15 protein-coding genes are annotated in these 19,213 nt (G+C 63.4%); 2 read left to right on the top strand and 13 right to left on the bottom strand.

The genetic code is table 11. The annotated features are described in order from the left end of the window. Window positions 1-74: 74 nt before the first annotated feature. From JMA46_RS03285 to JMA46_RS03310, 6 genes are all read right to left on the bottom strand, one after another. The gene (locus tag JMA46_RS03285) at window positions 75-1,028 is read right to left on the bottom strand and encodes a cytochrome b/b6 domain-containing protein (RefSeq protein ID WP_207343867.1); all 954 of its coding nucleotides are present in this window, start codon (window positions 1,026-1,028) and stop codon (window positions 75-77) included. An 87-nt stretch (window positions 1,029-1,115) separates the two neighbouring features. Then, window positions 1,116-2,153, bottom strand: coding sequence for an MBL fold metallo-hydrolase (locus JMA46_RS03290; protein WP_207343868.1), 1,038 nt, complete (start codon window positions 2,151-2,153; stop codon window positions 1,116-1,118). A 6-nt stretch (window positions 2,154-2,159) separates the two neighbouring features. Beyond that, entirely contained in the window at window positions 2,160-3,692 is a 1,533-nt protein-coding gene (locus JMA46_RS03295) for a long-chain fatty acid--CoA ligase (RefSeq protein WP_207343869.1), read from the bottom strand. Window positions 3,693-3,746: 54 nt separating this feature from the next. After that, on the bottom strand, window positions 3,747-4,610 hold the full coding sequence (locus tag JMA46_RS03300; protein ID WP_348770038.1) for a crotonase/enoyl-CoA hydratase family protein: 864 nt from the start codon (window positions 4,608-4,610) through the stop codon (window positions 3,747-3,749). Continuing rightward, the gene (locus tag JMA46_RS03305) at window positions 4,610-6,778 is read right to left on the bottom strand and encodes a 3-hydroxyacyl-CoA dehydrogenase NAD-binding domain-containing protein (protein ID WP_207343870.1); all 2,169 of its coding nucleotides are present in this window, start codon (window positions 6,776-6,778) and stop codon (window positions 4,610-4,612) included. Before JMA46_RS03305 ends, JMA46_RS03300 begins: the two co-directional genes overlap by 1 nt. Before the next feature lie 4 nt (window positions 6,779-6,782). Continuing rightward, window positions 6,783-8,036: an acetyl-CoA C-acetyltransferase gene (locus JMA46_RS03310; protein ID WP_348770039.1), complete on the bottom strand. Its 1,254-nt coding sequence runs from the start codon at window positions 8,034-8,036 to the stop codon at window positions 6,783-6,785. A gap of 194 nt (window positions 8,037-8,230) precedes the next feature. Here JMA46_RS03310 and JMA46_RS03315 point away from each other — a divergent pair, with 194 nt between their 5' ends. Together JMA46_RS03315 and JMA46_RS03320 are read left to right on the top strand one after the other, a co-directional pair. After that, window positions 8,231-9,097 (top strand): enoyl-CoA hydratase-related protein, encoded by an 867-nt coding sequence (locus JMA46_RS03315; RefSeq protein WP_207343872.1) that lies wholly within the window; start codon window positions 8,231-8,233, stop codon window positions 9,095-9,097. Next, on the top strand, window positions 9,094-9,819 hold the full coding sequence (locus tag JMA46_RS03320) for a TetR/AcrR family transcriptional regulator (protein ID WP_207343873.1): 726 nt from the start codon (window positions 9,094-9,096) through the stop codon (window positions 9,817-9,819). The genes JMA46_RS03315 and JMA46_RS03320 overlap by 4 nt, the downstream gene beginning before the upstream one ends. 31 nt (window positions 9,820-9,850) lie before the next feature. Here the strand turns inward: JMA46_RS03320 and JMA46_RS03325 are convergent, their stop codons facing one another. The 7 genes from JMA46_RS03325 to JMA46_RS03355 form a co-directional block, all read right to left on the bottom strand. Further along, the gene (locus JMA46_RS03325; protein WP_207343874.1) at window positions 9,851-10,741 is read right to left on the bottom strand and encodes an NAD(P)-dependent oxidoreductase; all 891 of its coding nucleotides are present in this window, start codon (window positions 10,739-10,741) and stop codon (window positions 9,851-9,853) included. Between the two features lie 89 nt (window positions 10,742-10,830). After that, on the bottom strand, window positions 10,831-11,631 hold the full coding sequence (locus JMA46_RS03330; RefSeq protein WP_207343875.1) for an enoyl-CoA hydratase family protein: 801 nt from the start codon (window positions 11,629-11,631) through the stop codon (window positions 10,831-10,833). A gap of 1 nt (window position 11,632) precedes the next feature. Continuing rightward, window positions 11,633-12,790, bottom strand: coding sequence for an acyl-CoA dehydrogenase family protein (locus JMA46_RS03335; protein WP_207343876.1), 1,158 nt, complete (start codon window positions 12,788-12,790; stop codon window positions 11,633-11,635). A gap of 57 nt (window positions 12,791-12,847) precedes the next feature. Beyond that, window positions 12,848-14,872: a biotin carboxylase N-terminal domain-containing protein gene (locus JMA46_RS03340; protein ID WP_207343877.1), complete on the bottom strand. Its 2,025-nt coding sequence runs from the start codon at window positions 14,870-14,872 to the stop codon at window positions 12,848-12,850. A gap of 16 nt (window positions 14,873-14,888) precedes the next feature. Further along, window positions 14,889-16,484, bottom strand: coding sequence for a carboxyl transferase domain-containing protein (locus tag JMA46_RS03345; RefSeq protein ID WP_207343878.1), 1,596 nt, complete (start codon window positions 16,482-16,484; stop codon window positions 14,889-14,891). Continuing rightward, window positions 16,481-18,199, bottom strand: a complete 1,719-nt coding sequence (locus tag JMA46_RS03350) for an acyclic terpene utilization AtuA family protein (protein ID WP_207343879.1) — start codon at window positions 18,197-18,199, stop codon at window positions 16,481-16,483. The genes JMA46_RS03345 and JMA46_RS03350 overlap by 4 nt, the downstream gene beginning before the upstream one ends. Next, entirely contained in the window at window positions 18,196-19,071 is an 876-nt protein-coding gene (locus tag JMA46_RS03355) for a TIGR03084 family metal-binding protein (protein WP_207343880.1), read from the bottom strand. Before JMA46_RS03355 ends, JMA46_RS03350 begins: the two co-directional genes overlap by 4 nt. Window positions 19,072-19,213: the final 142 nt, after the last annotated feature.

The following is a 19,213-nucleotide window of genomic DNA, read 5'->3' on the forward strand; positions in this document are numbered from 1 at the left end:
TGCCTCCTGGTTTGCTTGTTTACTTGTTTGTCCCCCGCCCGGCATCCGTGCTCCGGTCCAGCATGGGGCGCAGCTTATTTCGTAACCTTTCCCATCAGTGACGCGATGGGGCGAAGGAACAGTGGGCTGGCCAGAAACCATGCCCCGGCCATGACCACCAGCGACAAGGCAAAAATGCCAAAGCCCCACCAGTTCACCGCGTCGCTTGAGGCGTACATATGGTTGAGGTTGCGCAGTGCACCGGTGGCCAGCACCAAGGTCACGTGGACCACGATGAAGAACACAAAGTAGATCATGACGGGGAAGTGTAGCGCCCTGGCAGCCTGGATGGGGTAGATCCTGTTCAAGGCGGTGGCATTCTTGGGCCAGGCCCCCGACATGCGAAGGCCCGTGATGATGGCCAGCGGCGCCGCAATGAAGACGGTGATGAAGTACGTCAGAAGCTGCAGGCCGTTGTAGTTGACCCAGCCGTTGTCGGTGGGCCAGTCAAGGGAAAGGTATTGCAGCCCTGCGGAGATGGCGTTGGGAAAAACATCCCAGCTGGTGGGCACGATCCGCATCCACTGGCCGGTGAAGAAAAGCACCACGATGAAGATGGCGCCGTTGAGCACCCACAGCGCATCCAGGCTCAAGTGGAGCCACAGGTCAAGACTGATTTTCGTGGGGGCGTTTTTCGTTTTGATGAGGCCCTTGTTGTTGCGCACCCAGTGAGCCGGCGGGCGCTTGGTGGTGCGCACCTGCCAGCCTGAACGGATGATCAAGATAATGAAGAACATGTTCAGGAAATGCTGCCAACCCAGCCACGCAGGGATACCCACCGGCGCCGTTTCAGGCAGTTCAGACTGCCCCGGGTACGTCGTCATAAAGGACTGCATGGACTCCAAGGACACCAGCCACCGGGCGGCAAGGACGGCCACCAGCAGGACAATGACCAGGACAGCGGCGGCTACCCCGGTCCGTGCCCACGGGCCCAAAGCCTTCCAGCGTGCACCGATGCCGGCGGCCTGCTTATTCAAGGGGGTCGACATGGTTCAAAAAACCTCTTTCGAAGAACGTCCCGGAACCGTCGCGGTCCGGGTGCCGGGGATGCAGTTCACTGCGTTTTCCCCTGTTGCCTATCCTACGGCTGCAGGGCTGCGTGGCACCGCAATATCCACGGCGGTCCCCCGGGCAGCTAGATATACCAGATGGCTGGCCGTTTCAGCCAGCGCCAGGCGAAGCGTAAAGCCACGCAGAGACACAAAGCCGCGCGACCACGTCAACTTCCTGGACACGTCCCAGACAGTTTCCGCCGTGCCTGATTCCAGCACTGCCAGAACCTCGGCGGAACGGGTCAGCGTGTGCTCTTTCAGCTCCGCGACGCGTTCGGGCAGTCCGCGGAAACGGTACTCGTGGGCGGGCAGCACCTCCATATCCGCGCCAACTCCCATGGCCTCCAGGGATGCGAGATAGTCCCCCAACGGGTCCACTTGGTTAATGGTCTCCAAGCTGATGTGCGGGGTGATCCTCGGCAGCACGTGGTCACCCGTGAGAATCAGCCCGTTGGCTTCGTCCACCAGGCAAATGTGTCCGGGCGTGTGTCCCGGCGTGGCCAGCACCCGCACCTGCAACCCCGCAACGGGGAGCAACTCGCCGTCGGCCAGGCGGTGTTCCGGCTCCTGTAGATTGGCCATCTGATTCCATGTGTCGTTGTGAAACGTCACCTCGTCCAGGAAATCAGCAGGCACGCCCCAAGCCTGAAATTGCTTTCTGTCCGCAGCCACAAGGGCGTCCGGCTCACTGCCCCAACTCCCGGCCCGCGGCTCATGCTCACCCAACGCCACCCATGCCCCGGATGCTGCTCGCAGCCGTGCAGCCATGCCCAAGTGGTCGGGGTGGAAGTGCGTGACAACTATCCCGGAAACGGACGACGGCGTGAGGCCCGCAGCTGCCAACCCCGCCCTGAGTGCCTCCCACCCCTCGTCCGAGTCCCAGCCCGGGTCCACCACGGCAACTTCCTGCTCGCCCACCAGCACGTACGCCAGCGTGTAGCGCATGGGGTTGTTGATGAAGGGAACGGGAACGGAGAACACGCCCGGGCGTACCTCCTCGACGGGTGGCAGCAGTTTCTCCTGCCAGGCCTTGAACTGTTCCCTACCGGTAATGGTAATCATTGGGTCCTATTTCTGTGCTGCGGTGTAGTTCTCGCGCAGTTCACGCTTGAGGATCTTGCCCGCCCCGGACATGGGCAGCGCCGGAGGGAACTCAAAACTGCGCGGTACTTTGTAGCCGGCGATGTGTTCGCGGCAAAAGGTCTGCAGACTCTCCGCGGTGGCGGTTTGCCCGGGGGCCAGCACAACAACGGCATGCACGCGCTCGCCGAAATTCTCGTCCGGGACCCCGATGACGGCTGAGGAGGCAACTGCGGCGTGCTTGCTCAGCGCATTCTCCACTTCGGCACAGTACACGTTTTCCCCACCCGTGACGATCATGTCCTTGAGTCTGTCAACGACATAGACAAAACCTCTGGTGTCCAGGTAGCCAAGGTCTCCGGTGTGCAGCCAGCCCTCGCGCAGAGCGGCAGCGCTTTGTTCCGGGTTATTCCAATACCCCAGCATGACGTTCGGTCCCTTGCAGCAAACCTCCCCCACCTCTCCGACGGGCACTTCGTTGCCTTCAAGGTCCAGAATGGCCACCTGGCAGTGCGGGGCAGCCCGGCCGCCTGAGCGCATGGCCTCGCCTTCATGGTCGTCCGGCAGCAGCAGCGTGATGACGGGGGCGGCTTCGGTCTGCCCGTAGGCCTGGGTCAGACGCACCCCGGGAAAGCGCTCCTTGGTGCGCTTCAGCACTCCTTCGGAAATGGAGGAGCCGCCGTACAGCATGCGCTTCATGGAGGACAAGTCGTAGTTTCCTGCGTCGGGGTGGTCCGTCAGGATTTGAATCATCGTCGGAACCAGGAGCACATCCGTGGGCTGGTGTTCCTCGATGGCCCTAAACACGGAGGTCGGTTCAAAGAAGGACACCATAACGTGGGTGCCCCCTAGGATGGTCAGCCCGCACCATGCAGCCAAGTCGGCCAGGTGGAACATGGGAGCCGCGTGCAGCAGCACGGATCCTGCCTTCAGCAGTTCCCCGCTTGCAACGGTGCCCATGCCGGAGCTGACAAAATTCATATGGCTGAGCATGACACCCTTGGGGAAGCCCGTGGTTCCGCCGGTGTAATACACCCCTGCCAGGTCGTCGCCGCTGCGGTAGGCGTCCGCCACAGGTTTGTTCTCTGCCACCAGTTCCTCATAGGCAAGCATGCCCTCAGGGGTGGGCCCGTCGCCGCAATGAATGAGGATTTTCAATCCGGGCGACTTCTCGAGCAGGATCGGTGCCATGGGCACGAACGCGTCGTCGATAAACAACACACGCGTGTCCGAGTCATTCATCGAATAGGCGATCTCCGCCGGGGTCCATCTGATGTTGACGGGATTCACAGCCGCACCCGCCCACGGCACAGCCAACAGGTATTCGGCGTACCTGTCACTGTTCATGGACACAATGCCCACCCTGTCCCCGGCCTCAACACCTAGATTTTGCAGGGCTCCGGCCAGCCGGGCGATGCGGTCGGCGTGCTCGACGTAGCTGCGGACCCGGTCTTTGTAGATGGTGGCAGTCCCCTGGGGGTCTGACTGCAGGGATCTGTGCAGGCCTTGGGTGAGGTACATGTAACACTCCTTCGTGTATGGTCATCATCTTTTTCACTGCTGCTGGATCATTGCCTAGCGTCCCTTGAAGACGGCGGGCCGGCGTTCACCCATGGCCTGCACGGCCTCCAACAAGTCCTCGCTGTGAAGGAATGAGGCATTCCACAACGCCACATGCCGCAGTCCGCGGGCAATGCGCTCTTCCCGCTCTTCGTTGAGCACCGCCTTCGTCCCTGCAACGGCCAGCGGGGAAAGTGCCGCCATCTCCGCCGCCATCGCCAGGGCCGCGTCCGCCAAGCTGCGTTGGTCGGGATGGACGTCATTGACCAGGCCAATCCTTTCGGCCCGCTCAGCGGTGATGTCCTTCGCCGTCAGCGCCAGCTCACGCAGGTGCCCTTCGCCGATGATGCCGCGCAGTCGCTGTAGGCTACCCACGTCGGCCACGATCGCCAGCCGTGCCTCCCGGACGCTGAACTTGGCGTCGGCGCTGGCCAGGCGGACATCGGCGGCACTGATCAAATCCACACCGCCGCCAATGCACCAGCCGGAAACAGCGGCAATGACGGGCTTGCTGCACGACGCCACGGCTGTGACCCCGGCTTGGAAACTGGCTATGACGCCGAGCAGTTCAGTGCGTGCCGCAGCCTGCGCGGCGGCACCAGGACCGAGCTTCTCCAGCCAGTTACCGAGCACCTCCTGCACGTCCAGGCCCGTGCTGAAATTGGTCCCCGCACCCGTGAGCACCACGGCACGGACGGACTCATCGGCGTCGAGGGCGGCGAAGACCTGCGGGAGTTCGGCCCAAAAGACGAGCCCCATCATGTTTCCGCGCCCCGGACCCACCAGACTGACGACGGTCACCCCGTCCATGGGTGCCGGTTCTACGGTGAAGGCATTCCAGTCCCTGGTGAACGCCGTCCCGGCAACAGCGCCTGCCACTAGAACGTGTCCTCGTTCTCGGCCTTGGCTACGAGCGAAGCCGGTGGCAGGAAGTGCTCACCATACTTGCCCGCAAGCTCACGAGACCTGCCCACAAAACCAGCCAGTCCGCCGTCGTACCCGTTCATGTACTGCACCACCCCGCCTGTCCAGGCAGGGAAACCGATGCCCAAAATGGAGCCAATATTGGCCTCTTCGACGCTGCGCAGTACTCCCTCATCCAGGCACTTGACGGTTTCCAGGGCTTCGGCGAACAGCATGCGCTCTTTCATATCCGTGAAGGGGATTTCCTTTGTGCCGCCGTAGGTTTCACGCAGCCCCTCCCACAACCCGGTGCGGTGGCCGTCGGTGTAGTTGTAGAATCCGGCACCGGCCAGCTTTCCGGTGCGGTGGAGGTCTTCGACTATGGTATCCACCACGTCGGTGCCGGGGTGGTGGCGGTACTGTTGCACCCCGTTGTCAGACTCGAGCCCGGCTTTGGTCTCCTTGTGGATCTTGGCCAGCAGGGACAGGTTCAGCTCGTCCGCAAGCTGCAGCGGCGGGGCAGGGTAGCCCGCCTGCAGCCCGGCCTGCTCGATGGACGGGGCCGCGATGCCCTCGCCCAGCATGGCCAGGGCCTCGTTGATGAACGTTCCAATGACGCGGCTGGTGAAGAAGCCGCGGCTGTCGTTGACCACAATGGGGGTTTTGCGGATTTGCTGGGCAATGTCGAAGGCCTTGGCCAGGGTTTCATCGGAGGTGTTTGCCCCGGCGATGATTTCCACCAGCGGCATCTTGTCCACCGGGGAGAAGAAGTGCAGGCCGATGAAGTTTTCCTGGTTCTTCACACCCTTGGCCAGCTCGGTGATGGGCAGGGTGGACGTGTTCGAGCCGAGCACGGCGCCCTGTTCCACCAGGTCCTGGATTTCCTTGAACGCAGCCTGCTTGACTTCCACGTTCTCGAAAACGGCCTCAATGACAAGGTCACAGCCGGCCACGTCTGCGGCCTCCGCTGTGGGCGTGATCTTAGCCAGCAGCGCATCTGCCTGCTCCTGGCTTGAGCTTCCCCGGGCCACTGCCTTGTCGGTGAGTGCCTTGGAGTAGCTCTTGCCGCGTTCGGCTGCTTGCACGGAGACGTCTTTCAACACCACGTTCATGCCGCCGCTGGCACACACGTAGGCAATGCCGGCACCCATCATGCCCGCACCCAGCACAGCCACCTTCTTGGCCGTGTATTTTTCATATCCTGCCGGGCGGGTGCCTCCAGCGCTGATGCGGCCCATGTCAAAGAAGAAGGCCTTCGTCATGTTCGTGGAAACCTGCCCCGTCACGACTTCCACGAAGTAGCGGGACTCAACCTCAAGGGCCGTGTCAAAGTCCACCTGGGAACTTTCAACGGCGGCCGCCAGGATTGCGCGCGGCGCCGGGTAGTTGGCACCCCTTAGCTGCTTGCGAAGATTAGCGGGGAAGGCCGGCAGATTTGCCGCAAAGGCCGGGGTTGACGGTGTTCCGCCGGGAATCCTGTACTTGGGCACATCCCACGGTTGGACGGCGTCGGGGTTGGCCTTGATCCACGCCTTGGCGGCCGGGACAAGCTCCTCCACAGTGTCAACGACCTCGTGGACCAGACCGACTTCCAATGCCTTGCGCGGCTTGTATTTTTGTCCCTGCAGCAGCACCTTCATGGTGGCCTCGGCCACCCCCATCAGCCGGACGGTGCGCACAATGCCACCGCCGCCCGGCAGCAGGCCAAGGGTGACTTCCGGCAGACCGATGACTGATCCCTTGGCATCGGCGGCTATGCGGTGGTGGCAGGCCAGTGCAATTTCCAACCCACCGCCCAGTGCCGCACCGTTGATGGCCGCAACCACGGGCCGGCCGAGCGTTTCCAACGTCCGCAACTGGGCCTTGATGTTTTGACCCAATGCGAAGATCTTTGCAGCATCCGCCTTCGTGGCCGCGATGAGGTCCTTCAGATCCCCGCCAGCAAAGAACGTCTTCTTGGCCGAGGTCAGTACGACGCCGGTGATGTTCTCCTTCTCAGCGGCAAGCCGTTCAACAGCTGCCTGCATGGAGACGTTGTAGTCCGCGTTCATGGTGTTGGCGGACTGGTTCGGGTCATCCATGGTCAAAGTGACAATCCCGTCGGCGTCCTGCTCCCAGCGGATGGTGTTCGTTGTCTCGCTCATGTTCCTAGACCCTCTCGATCAAAGTTGCCACGCCCATGCCGCCGCCAATGCACAAAGTGATGACCGCCCTGCGCTTGTCCGTGCGTTCCAGCTCATCCAGCACGGTGCCAAGAATCATGGCACCCGTGGCTCCCAGCGGGTGCCCCATGGCGATCGCGCCGCCGTTGACGTTGAGCTTTTCTTCCGGAATATCCAAGTCTTTTTGGTACTTCAGCACCACGGACGCAAAGGCTTCGTTGATTTCAAACAAGTCAATGTCGGCCACGCTCAGGCCGGCCTTCTTGAGCAGTTTTTCCGTGGCAGGGGTTGGCCCGGTGAGCATGATGGTGGGGTCGGCGCCTGAGGTTGCCGTGGCCACGATCCTGGCCCGCGGCTTCATGCCCAGCTTCTCGCCCATCGCAGCGCTGCCCACCAAAACCAGCGCGGCGCCGTCGACAATCCCGGAAGAGTTGCCTGCCGTGTGGACGTGGTCGATGCGTTCCACGGCATGGAACTTTTGCAGCGCGACGGCGTCGAAGCCACCGGCGTCGCCCATGGCGGCAAAGGCCGGGCGCAAGGTGGCCTGCGACTCCGGGGTGGATTCGGGACGCATATGCTCGTCATGGTCAAGGACCACCAGCCCGTTCTGATCCTTGACGGGGATCACCGAGTTGGCGAAGCGTCCCTGTGCCCAGGCCTGCGCGGCCAGGCGCTGCGAGCGCACGGCGAAGGCATCGACGTCGACCCTGCTGAAGCCTTCCATGGTGGCGATGAGGTCCGCGCCAATGCCCTGCGGCACGAAGTAGGTGTCATAGTTGGTGGCCGGGTCCATGGCCCATGCGCCGCCGTCGGATCCGATGGGCACGCGGGACATGGATTCCACACCGCCGGCGATGATGAGCTGGTCCCAGCCGGAGCGGACCTTTTGGGCTGCCACGTTGACCGCTTCCAGACCTGAGGCACAGAACCGATTCAGCTGCATGCCGCCCACGGTGTTGGGCAACCCGGCTGCAATGACGGCTGTTCGGGCGATCACGGCGCCTTGGTCTCCGATGGGGGAAACGACGCCGAGGATCAGGTCGTCGATCAGGTTTTCATCCAATCCCGGATGGCGTTCACGCAGGGCCTGGATCAGTCCCACCACCAGGTCAATGGGCTTGATGCCATGGAGTGAGCCCTTCTTGCCACGGCCGCGCGGGGTACGGATCGCGTCGTAGACGAAGGCTTCCGGTGCAGATGCTTCCGGAACAGGTTCCGCAGATACAGAGTTTGCGCTCACGTGAGCTTTCCTTCCATGGTCATTCCTCCGACACGGGCGTGCAGATACTTGCAGATCCTTGCCACACCACCCAGACCAGCACTGGTCCATGCCACAGAAATTGAAGTTGTTGACATACTGCCAATAATTCAGGATTATTGACAGCGTGTCAACGGTTGATGCAAGCCGGTATCCAGTTCACAAAGGCGATGTCCATGGCAGCAGCGAATTCCACCCCCGATTCAGCCATCACCTATGCTGTGGCAGAGGGCATTGCGACAGTTGCGCTGAACCGTCCGGAGGCCCGCAACGGCTACACCCCCGCCATGGCCGATGAACTGGAGAAAGCCTTTAAGGCCGCAGACGCGGACCCCTCGGTGTTCGTGGTGGTGTTCACCAGCGTGGGCCCCGACTTCTCCGTGGGCGCAGACCTGCGCAGCGGTGGTTTTGAGCTGTCCATTAACGACGACGTCGGCCAAGGGTGGCAGGAGCCGGCCGGACGCTGCTCGAAAACCATCTTTGGCATGAACAAACCAGTCATCGCGGCCCTGCGTGGGGTGGCGGTGGGCGGCGGTTTGACCATCACGCTCTCGTGCGACTTTCGGCTCGCCTCACACGACTCGCGTTTTGCGTTCCCGTTCAGCCGCCGCGGAGTCTTCCCCGAGGGTGGTTCTATCTGGTACCTGCCTCGGCTTGTGGGCATCCCCCGGGCCACCGACTGGATGCTGACCGGGCGGGTTTTTGGTGCCCAGGAAGCGCTTGACGCCTCGCTTGTCACGTCCTTGCATGCACCCGATGACGTCCTTGACGCCGCGTACGTACTGGCCCGGGACATCATCACCAACACCGCTTCCGTGTCGACGACCGTGATCAAGCAAATGCTCAACCGGCTCAGCACCCTTGACTCGCCCCTTCCCGTTCATGCCCTTGACTCGCAGCTCATCGCTGAAATCCCCAGGCACAGGGACGCCGTTGAAGGAGTACGTTCCTTCTTGGAAAAGCGGCCACCCCACTTCCCCCTGTCCGTGCCAGCCGATCTGCCACCGTGGCTGCCCTGGCTTGACGGAGACGAGGCACCATGAACGCTCCCAAACCGACCCCGCACCCAAACCAGACTTCCGCTGCCAAGGAGGTCCCCGGCGTCGTACATGGAATAGAGACCACCGGTGGTGCCGTGCCGGATAAGGTCGTGCTTGGCAATGTGGATACCGAGCCGCGCAGACAGCGGCTGAACCCCGATGAACGGCGCCGGCAAATCTTTGTGTGCGCGCAAAAACTTTTCAATGCCCGCCCCTACGAGGACGTCTCTGCGACCGACATTGCGGCGGCCGCCGGGGTGGCGCGCGGGCTGGTCAACCACTACTTTGGCAACAAGCGCCAACTGTATTTAGAGGTCATCCGGATCAGCTCGACGGTTTCCGAAGTGGCGATCGCCAAACTGCCCGAAGGTTCGCTGGACGAGCGCATTGAACTGGCCGTGGAAGGTTTTTTGGACTCGTTGGAGGAGTCTGAGGCCTCATGGCTGGCACTCGGCTCCGGCGGTATGGGTCGGGACCCGGATCTGGAAAGAATCTTGATCGCTTCGGAAAATGACACCATTGAGCTACTGATCCAGGCCTGCGGGCTGGCCGGGCGCAAACAAAGCCGGGAGCAGATCCGCGCCATGTTCCGGGTTTACGCGCACTTGGCCCGCAGCGGGGCGCGTGAGTGGCTGCTGCGCCAGACCCTCACGCGCCCACAGGCGCACGCGCTGCTAACCGGCACGCTGCAGTTCATCACCAAGGAAGCCCTGCAATTGCCGTAGCCACGCTTCCCGCTTGGAAGGGCTCGGAGCATCAGGGGTCCACATACAGGTCCACCATGAGTTCCGCCGTCGGATCCACCGCATAGGCGGCGAAGTCCACCATCCCGCGGGCGCGCAAAAGCTTCTCGTCGATGATGGTCTGGCCGGTGAGTTCCCTGCTGGGCGTGGTGAGGATTGCGTGTGCGGCGTCTGCCATGATGGTGGCATGCCGCGAGCGCCGGATCATCTCCTGCCCACCCAGGAGGTTCGCGACGGCGGCAGTGGCGATCGTGGTGCGCGGCCACAGCGCGTTGGCTGCCACTCCCTGCGCAGCGAACTCCGCCGCAAAGCCGAGCGTGGCCAGGGTCATGCCGTACTTGGCCAGCGTGTAGGCCGGGTTGGGGCCCAGCCACTTCGGGGCGAGGTTCAGCGGCGGACACAACGAAAGGATGTGCGGATTGGCAGCTTCCAGCAGGTGCGGAAGTGCGGCTTTGGTGAGCATGAACGTGCCGCGTACATTGACGTCCTGCATGAGGTCATAGCGTTTTGCGGACACGTTCAACGTCCCGTCAAGGGAGATGACACTGGCGTTGTTGACCACAATGTCTATCCCGCCAAAGGTGTCAACGGCGGATTGCACGGCGGCGGCGATGGTGTCATCGTCGCGAACATCACCCACCACGGCCAGCACTTTGCCCCCGGCTTCCTCGATGGCCGCTGCGGCAGTGTGGATGGTGCCCTCTAACCGGGGGTCGGGGGTGTCCGTCTTGGCGACGAGAACCACATTTGCTCCGTCGCGGGCGGCGCGTTCTGCGATGGCCAGGCCAATGCCTCGCGACCCTCCGGACATGATGAGGGTTTTCCCGGCCAAGTTGGCCTGGCTGCTCTGGCCACTGGTAGCTGCTGATTTCTCGGATGCGGTGTTCTCTGATGCTTTGTTCATGATCCCTCCCAGGGGGTCTCGTTTGAGTCGTATAAGGCAATGGCCACTTTGCGTCGGTGGAAACAGCCCCGGTTCTGCAGGAGCGTCAGTTAGTGCCAGGCCGGGGGGCGCCTTTCTTGGAACGCTTGCATCCCCTCAGCCGCTTCCGCCGTTCCGAAGAGCCGTGTGGAAAGCTCCGTCATTTCCTGCGCACCTGCCTCTAGTCTGGCCAGCATGGACGCGTTGGCGATCTTCTTGCTTTCGGCCAGTCCTTGCGGGGAGCCGAGGCGGATGGACGCCAACAACGGAGCCAGGGCGTCGCCCAGGGTCTCCGCCGCGCACGTGATGAGTCCACAGGCTTGTGCCTCGGCCGCCCCAAAGCTCTCCCCCGTGAGGAAGTAGCGGGACACCGAGCGGCTGCTCATCCGTTCCCTGGTGGTCAGCGAGATGATGGCCGGGGCCACGCCGATCCGCACCTCCGAGAAGGCAAAACTCGCCACAGTGCTGGCCACCACCATGTCACACGCACCCAGGATGCCCAGCCCGCCTGCCCGGGCGGCGCCGTCGACCCTTGCAATGACGGGCACCGGCACCGTCAAGATGGTGTGCAGAATCCGGACCAGGTCCTGTGCACCAGCCTCCACGCCACCACCGGTCTCCGGCGCGGCGCTCGCCTCGGACAGGTCGGCACCGGCGCAAAACACCTTGCCTGTGTGGCTGAGCACTATCCCGCGCACGACGCCGGCCGCGGCCTCCGCGGCGGCCTGCCGCAGGTGCCCCACGAGCTCGGCGACAAGCTGCCGCGACAAGGCGTTGCGGTTGGCTGGCGAGTCAAGGGTGAGGGTGGCGATACCGTCCTCCACCGCATAGTGCACCAGCTTGCTGGGTTGGGCGTCGTTGCGGGTCTCCATGTCAGTAACTCTTCGGCAGGCCAAGGGAGTGCTGGGCCACGAAGTTCAGCACCATTTCGCGGCTGACGGGGGCTACTCTGCCGATGCGGGCAAGACCCAGCATTTGAGCCAGCCCATATTCCTTGCTCAAACCGTTGCCACCCAGGGATTGAATGGCCGTGTCGAGAGCGTTGATGCTGGCTTCTGCGGCTGAGTACTTGGCCATGTTGGCAGCCTCCCCTGCGGCCTTGTCCTCCCCTGCGTCGTAGAGAGCCGCTGCGTGCAGCATCATGAGCCGGCTCAGTTCCACTTCAATGTGGCTCTTGGCCAGCGGGTGGGAAATACCCTGATGCGCGCCAATGGGCTGGCCCCACACGGAACGTTCCTTCACATATTCGGCGGCTATGTTGATGGCGTAGCGTCCCGTGCCAACAGCAATCGCCGCGGTCATGATGCGCTCGGGGTTCAGCCCCGCAAACAAGGCTTCCAGGGGCGCGTCCGCCCCTCCCACCAGAGCTTCGGCGGGTAGGCGCACATCGTCAAGGAAAAGCAGGTACTGCTTTTCACTCTCGATGATGTCCATGTCTACTTCCCGGTATTCGAAGCCGGGTGTTTCCCGCGGCAACACAAACATGGCCGGGCGCAGACGGCCGCTGCGTTCATCCACAGTGCGCGCCACGATGAGCACGTAGTCGGCGTTATTCACGCCGGTCACATACACCTTGCGTCCGTTTAGCACCCAATCATCCCCGTCGCGGCGGGCCACAGTGGAGATGTTGTGGGTGTTGGAGCCGGCATCGGGCTCGGTGATGCCGAAGGCCATGACTATGGAGCCGTCGGCAAAACCTGGCAGCCAGCGCTGCTTTTGTTCGTCCGTGCCGTACTTGGCGATGACGGTGCCGCAGATGGCCGGGGAGACCACCATCATGATCAGCGAGGCACCCAGGGTCGAGGCTTCCTCCAACACCGCAGCCAGTTCATAGATGCCGCACCCGCCCCCTCCGTATTCTTCGGGCACTGCCACACCCAGAAAGCCTGCCTCCCCCATCTCCTGCCACAGTTCAGTCATGGATTCACCGGCACGGGCGTGCTTGTTGGCGTATTCAACCCCGTACCGGCCCACAATGTCCCGCACAGCGGAACGCAAAGCCTGCTGCTCTTCTGTTTCAACGTGTTTCATGTGCTGCTCCTTCTTGAATCATTCCGAAAGTTCTTGAAAGTACTACAAATTTCATGGCTATTCGTTGGTGTCTTCCACCACGGCCAGCACGGTGCCCACATTCACTGTGGCGCCCACAGCAACAAGCAGTTCCACAACAGTTCCGTCGGCAGATGCGCTAATGGTGTGCAGCATCTTCATGGCTTCCAGCACCAGCAGCGGCTGCCCGGCGGTGACGAGATCCCCGGCGGCAACGTGCACCACCACGACAGCCCCTGGCATGGGCGCCGTCAGAGAGCCGTCCGGCACTGCCAAGCTGGGGTCGGGGAAGCGCACCACCTCGGCAAACGTGACGGCACCGCCATCGCTGTCGACTTCAAGGACAGTCCCTGTCGCCGTGTCATGGTGCGCCACCGTCCACGTGCGGACCAACCCATCAACATCCAGACTGACCACTGCCGGATCCAGATGGACGACGACGACCCCCGCAAAACCTTCCGCCTGCAGTCCCGCCCGGGTCAGGGCATAGCTGATCTCGTGGTCGCCCGCAGGGCCCGCAAGCGTTGCGCGTTGGGGCAGGGAGCGCAGGTTCCGCCACCCGCCGGGCAGCCCACCCAACACCGCGGCTTGTTGCCGGCGCAGGGCGGCTCCGGCCAAGGCTGCGGCAAGGGCGGCAAGGCGCTCTTCCTGTGGTCCGGCAACGGGGGCGGCCAGCGTGTCAAGCCCGTGCGTGGCCAGGAACGAGGTGTCCGTCTCTCCCGCCAAAAAGGCGCTGTGACGCAAAATGTTGACCAGCAGGTCTCGGTTGGAACGCACTCCGTGAATGCGTGCCCGCACCAGCGCCCGGGACAGCAGCCGTGCCGCCTCGGTGCGGGTGGGGGCCCAGGCAATGACTTTGGCCAGCATGGGGTCGTAGTGAATGGACACGGCGGAGCCAGCCTCCACAGCGGAATCCAGGCGCAGGCCGCGCTCGCGGACGGGCAGGGCAAAGGCCGCTGCTAAGCCGTCAAAGTCAAAGGCCCGCACCATGCCTGTCTGCGGCGCCCACTCGGCGGCCGGGTCCTCCGCATATAGCCGGACCTCAATGGCAGCCCCATGCGGGGCGGGTGCCAGCCCGTCCCGTTCAGCACCGCCCGGGACGCAGTCGGCGAGCGCAGCACCTGCGGCCACGTCCAGTTGCAGGGCCACCAGGTCAAGGCCGGTGGTGCATTCGGTGACAGGGTGTTCCACCTGCAGGCGCGTGTTCATTTCCAGGAAGTAGAAGCGGCCCGACTCATCGGCCAGGAACTCCACGGTACCGGCGCCCACATAGTTCACGGCCTTCGCTGCGGCCACGGCTGCGGCAAACAGTTTTTCACGCATGCCGGGCGTGCGTTCCACGAGCGGAGAGGGTGCCTCCTCCACGACCTTTTGGTGCCGGCGCTGAATGGAGCATTCACGCTCCCCCACCGCCCACACCGTGCCGTACGTGTCTGCCATGAGCTGGACCTCAACGTGATGGCCTGCCTCCAAGTAGGGTTCGCAAAACACGGTGTCGTCGCCAAAGGCGCTCGCCGCTTCAGCGCGGGCGGTGGCCAATTCCGCTGGCAGATCCGCCACGGCCCGCACTATGCGCATGCCGCGCCCCCCGCCGCCGGCCGAGGCCTTGATGAGAACAGGAAGCTGTGCCTCCCTCACGGTGGCGGGGTCAAGCTTCGTCAGGACAGGCACACCACCGGCGGCCACCAGTGATTTCGACTCGATTTTCGAGCCCATGGCGTCCATGGCTTCCGGGGACGGGCCAATCCAGAGCAGCCCGGCCTCCTCCACGGCACGGGCAAAGCCACCGTTCTCCGACAGGAAACCGTAGCCCGGGTGGATGGCGTCAGCCCCCGCACGGAGGGCGGCTGCAATGATCAAGTCCCCGCGCAGGTACGTTTGCGCTGCACTGCTGCCCGGCAGGTGCACCGCGGTGTCCGCTTCAGCCACGAAGGGGGCTCCGGCGTCGGGCGTGGAATACACGGCTACCGTGTCAATGCCGCGCTCGCGGCAGCTGTGGAACACGCGCCGCGCAATTTCACCGCGGTTGGCCACAAGGACCTTGTGAATGGTGGTTGGTGCCATGAGTGTCATCCTTGGCTCACATCCGGAAGACGCCGAAGCCCTCGGCGCCCTTGATGGGGGTGGTGGCGATGGCCGAAAGTGCCAAGCCCAAAACAGTGCGGGTGTCGCGGGGGTCGATGATGCCGTCGTCGTACAACTTGCCGGAGAGGAAGGTCGGCAAGGACTCCGCCTCGATCTGCCCCTCGATGGCGGCCCGCATGGTGGCGTCGGCAGCCTCGTCAAATTCGCGCCCCGCGGCAGCTGCAGCGGCGCGGCCCACGATTGACATGACGCCTGCCAGTTGCGCGGCGCCCATGACGGAGGACCGAGCCGAGGGCCAGGCGAACAGGAAGCGCGGGTCGAAGGCACGTCCGCACATACCGTAGTGGCTCGCCCCGAAGGAAGCACCCATCAGGACCGAGAGGTGCGGGACGGTGGAGTTGGAGACGGCATTGATCATCATGGACCCGTGCTTGATGATGCCTGCCTGCTCATATTCCTTACCCACCATGTAACCGGTGGTGTTGTGCAGGAACAGCAGCGGGGTGTTCGCAGAATTGGCCAATTGGATGAACTGGGCGGCTTTTTGGGATTCGGCGGAGAACAGCACACCACGTGCGTTCGCCAGGATGCCCACGGGGTAGCCGTGGATTCTGGCCCAGCCGGTGACAAGGGAGGTGCCGTACAGCGCCTTGAACTCGTCAAAGTCACTGCCGTCCACCACCCTGGCAATCACTTCGCGTGGGTCAAAGGGCACTTTCAAGTCCCCGGGCACCACTCCCATCAAGTCTTCTTCAGCCAGCAGCGGCTCCTGGGCGGGAGCCGGCGCGGCCCCTGTCTTGACCCAGTTGAGCCGGGCCACAATCCGGCGTCCAATCCGCAGCGCATCCATTTCATCCACCGCGTAATAGCCGGCCAGGCCGGAGATGCGTGCGTGCATGTCGGCACCGCCGAGGGATTCATCATCGGAGATCTCCCCGGTAGCCATTTTGACCAGTGGGGGCCCGGCCAGGAAAACCTTGGAGCGTTCCTTGATCATGACCACGTGGTCGCTCATGCCGGGCACGTAGGCTCTTCCGGCCGTCGAATTGCCAAACACCAGCGCAATGGTGGGAATGCCCGCGGCGGACAGCCGGGTCAAGTCGCGGAAGAGCTTCCCGCCAGGGATGAAGATTTCGCTCTGCGTGGGCAGGTCAGCACCGCCCGATTCCACGAGGGAGATCACCGGCAGCCGGTTTTCCCGGGCGATGTCCAGTGCCCGGAAGATCTTCTTCGTGGTGTACGGGTTGGAGGTGCCGCCCTTCACCGTCGGTTCGTGGGCGACGATCATGCACTCCACGCCCTCCACCACACCAATGCCCGTCACCACGCTGGCACCGACATGGAACGCAGTGCCCCATGCGGCAAGGGGCGATAGCTCGAGGAACGGCGCATCCCTGTCAAGGAGCATTTCCACCCGCTCCCGGGCCAGCATCTTGCCCCGCTTGCGGTGACGGGCCACGGCTTTCTCCCCGCCACTTTCCAGGACTTTGGCGTAGTCCCCGTCAAGGCCGGCCAGCTTCTGCGCCATGGCTACCGCATTGCTGGTGAATTCGGGGCTCAACGGGTCAATCATGCTGTGTAGAACGCTCACAGGAATTCCTCCGGAATCTCAAGATGGCGGGCACGGAGCCACTCACCCAGGGCCTTGCCCTGCGCGTCAAAACGGGCGTTGGATGCCACACCCTCACCCAACAGGCCATGGATAACAAAGTTGACGGCGTGCAGCTTCGGGAAGACATGCCGTTCCACGTCCAGCGCCCTAGTCTCCGGCAGCAACTCCTTAATTTTTCCCACCGTCAAGGTGTTGGCGAGCCACGGCCAGGCTCGCGCGTTGTCCACCCACACACCCACATTCGCGTCGCCTCCCTTGTCCCCGCTACGAGCCGCCGCAATGTGCCCCAGCGGGGCACGTCTCGCAGCGCCTGCCTCCGTTCCTGGTGCAGGGAACGCAGGCAGTTCAGGCTCCTCAACTGCGGCCAGTGCGACGGCGGCGGCAACCGTTCCAGCCAACGGTGGCAGTGGGATTTCGCTGCCGTCTGGCCGCACCACGATGTGTGGAACCTCGGCCGCGTTTACCCATCCGGGTGTGTAGACTCCGTAGGGAACTGCGTCCCCGGGCGGGGCAGTGAGGTGGAAGCCGGGGTAGCTGGCCAGGCCAATCTGCACGGCAGCGTTGGAGAAGGCACGGCCGACCAGCTTGGAGTCCTGGCCGCGGGCCACGCAGTGCAGCAGCGCGCTGGCTTCCTCACAGCGCTCGGAGTCGGGGTGGTCGGTGCGGGCCAGGGTCCAGGTGGTCCCTTCGGGCACGGTGTTTTCGAGCTGGGATTGGACCAAGGAGGCCTTTTTCTCAATGTCCAGCCCTGTCAGCACGAACGTGACCTCATTGCGGAAACCCCCCAGCTCGTTGATGGACACCTTGAGCGTGTCCGGTGGGGCTTCTCCCCGCACACCGCTCAGGCGCACCCTGTCGGGGCCATCTTCGGCAATGTCAATGGAGTCCAGGCGCAGCACGGCGTCGGGACCGGCATAGCGGGCCCCGGTTATTTCATAGACCAACTGCGCAGTGACAGTGCCGCAGGTGACAGCGCCCGAGGTCCCGGGGTGTTTGGTGATGACGCTGGAGCCGTCGGCGGAGATCTCAGCGATGGGGAAGCCGGGGCGGTGCATGTCCGCCAAGCGATCGAAGAACGCGTAGTTCCCTCCGGTTGCCTGTGTCCCGCATTCGATGACGTGCCCGGCGGCCATGGCACCGGCAATCTTGTCCCAATCAGTGCGCTGCCAGCCGAAGTGCCAGGCTGCTGGGCCGACCACCAGCGAGGCATCGCTCACCCGGCCCGTCACCACGACGTCGGCACCGGCATCCAGTGCCGCTGCTATGCCCCAGCCGCCCAGGTAGGCGTTAGCGGACAGTGGCTTTTCTGCCGATGTGCCAAAGCCCAGCTCCTGAGCCCGCTCCAAGAGGTCGTCACCGTAAACATGCGCGATTTTGGCATCCACGCCCAGTGTTTCTGCCAGTTCGCGCAACTTCGCAGCCAAGCCGGCAGGATTCAACCCTCCGGCGTTGACAACAATCCGCACACCTTTCTCCAGTGCCAGCGCCAGGCTCTGGCGCATCTCTGCCAGGAACGTCTTGGCGTAGCCAGTGGTGGGGTCCTTGGCGCGGTCACGCGCCAGGATGAGCATTGTCAGCTCGGCCAGGTAGTCGCCGGTGATGACATCTACCGGGCCGCCATCCAGCATTTCCCTAAAGGCCCCGGCCCGGTCCCCGTAAAACCCTGAGGCATTGGCAACGCGCAGCACGCTCATGAAGCGGCCTCCGCGGGCTTGGCTGCGCCGCGCTGGGCCTCACCCTGGAATTCTTCGCCCTCGGCTCCCTGACTCTGCCGTCCCTTGCTTTGCCGTCCCTGCCCGGGAGGGCCGGCAAAGGCTTGGACAATGTCCAGCCATTTGTCCGCGTTGGGTCCATCAGCTGAGACGGCCAGGTCGTCGCGGTGGCGGCGCTGAGTGGCCAAGAGGCAGAAATCCTTGGCCGTTCCGTACACGCTGTCCACCGCATCCGGCGGCCCCCACACCCAAAGTTCACCCGAAGGGCTTTGCAGTTCCACCCGAAATTCATCCGCCGGAGATGCCAGTCGGTTCAACGCGAAGGCATAGTTCCTTGCCCGCACGGCAAGATGTGCAACGTGACGCAGCCTGTCAGTGGCTGGGCGGCCAACCCCCAGGGCATCAACAATGTCCTGGCCGTGAGCCCATGTTTCCATGATGCGCGCCGTCGCCATGGACGTGGCGCTCATGGGCGGCCCAAACCAAGGCAGCTTGGCACCCGGGGTGAGCTGGCGCAGGGACGCAGCCATCCGGCGTCGTCCGCTTCTCCACTGCGCCAGCAGTTGATCCGGGGGCAGTGCGGCAAGCTGCTCAGCGGCCGAGTCGATCGTGATAGCTCCGGAACGCAGGTCCTGCCCGACTGCGGAAAAGGCCGCAGCATCTCCGCGGGCAGCGGCTGCGGCATCAATGACAACGCCGTCGGTCCACGCCAAGTGCCCCAGCTGGTAGCCCATGCTCCAGCCAGGAGCGGGAGTGGGGAGCGACCAGGACTTGGCCGGCAATGCCGTCAGGATGGCATCCAGCGCAGCAGATTCCGCTTCAAGATCGGTCAAGACATCCACTAGATCCGCCATTGAAGGCACTCCTTCGTTGCGAGGCTTGGGAGCCCCTTGCCGTTCGAAATACGGGCCAGTAGGAATCTTCCGTAGCCTCTTCACCAGTATGTGAGGTGACGCACAAAAAAGCAATCATGCTTGCTTGTTTATAATTTGTGCT

Origin of the sequence: Arthrobacter sp. E3 (genome assembly GCF_017353415.1) — a bacterium.
GTDB lineage: Bacteria > Actinomycetota > Actinomycetes > Actinomycetales > Micrococcaceae > Specibacter.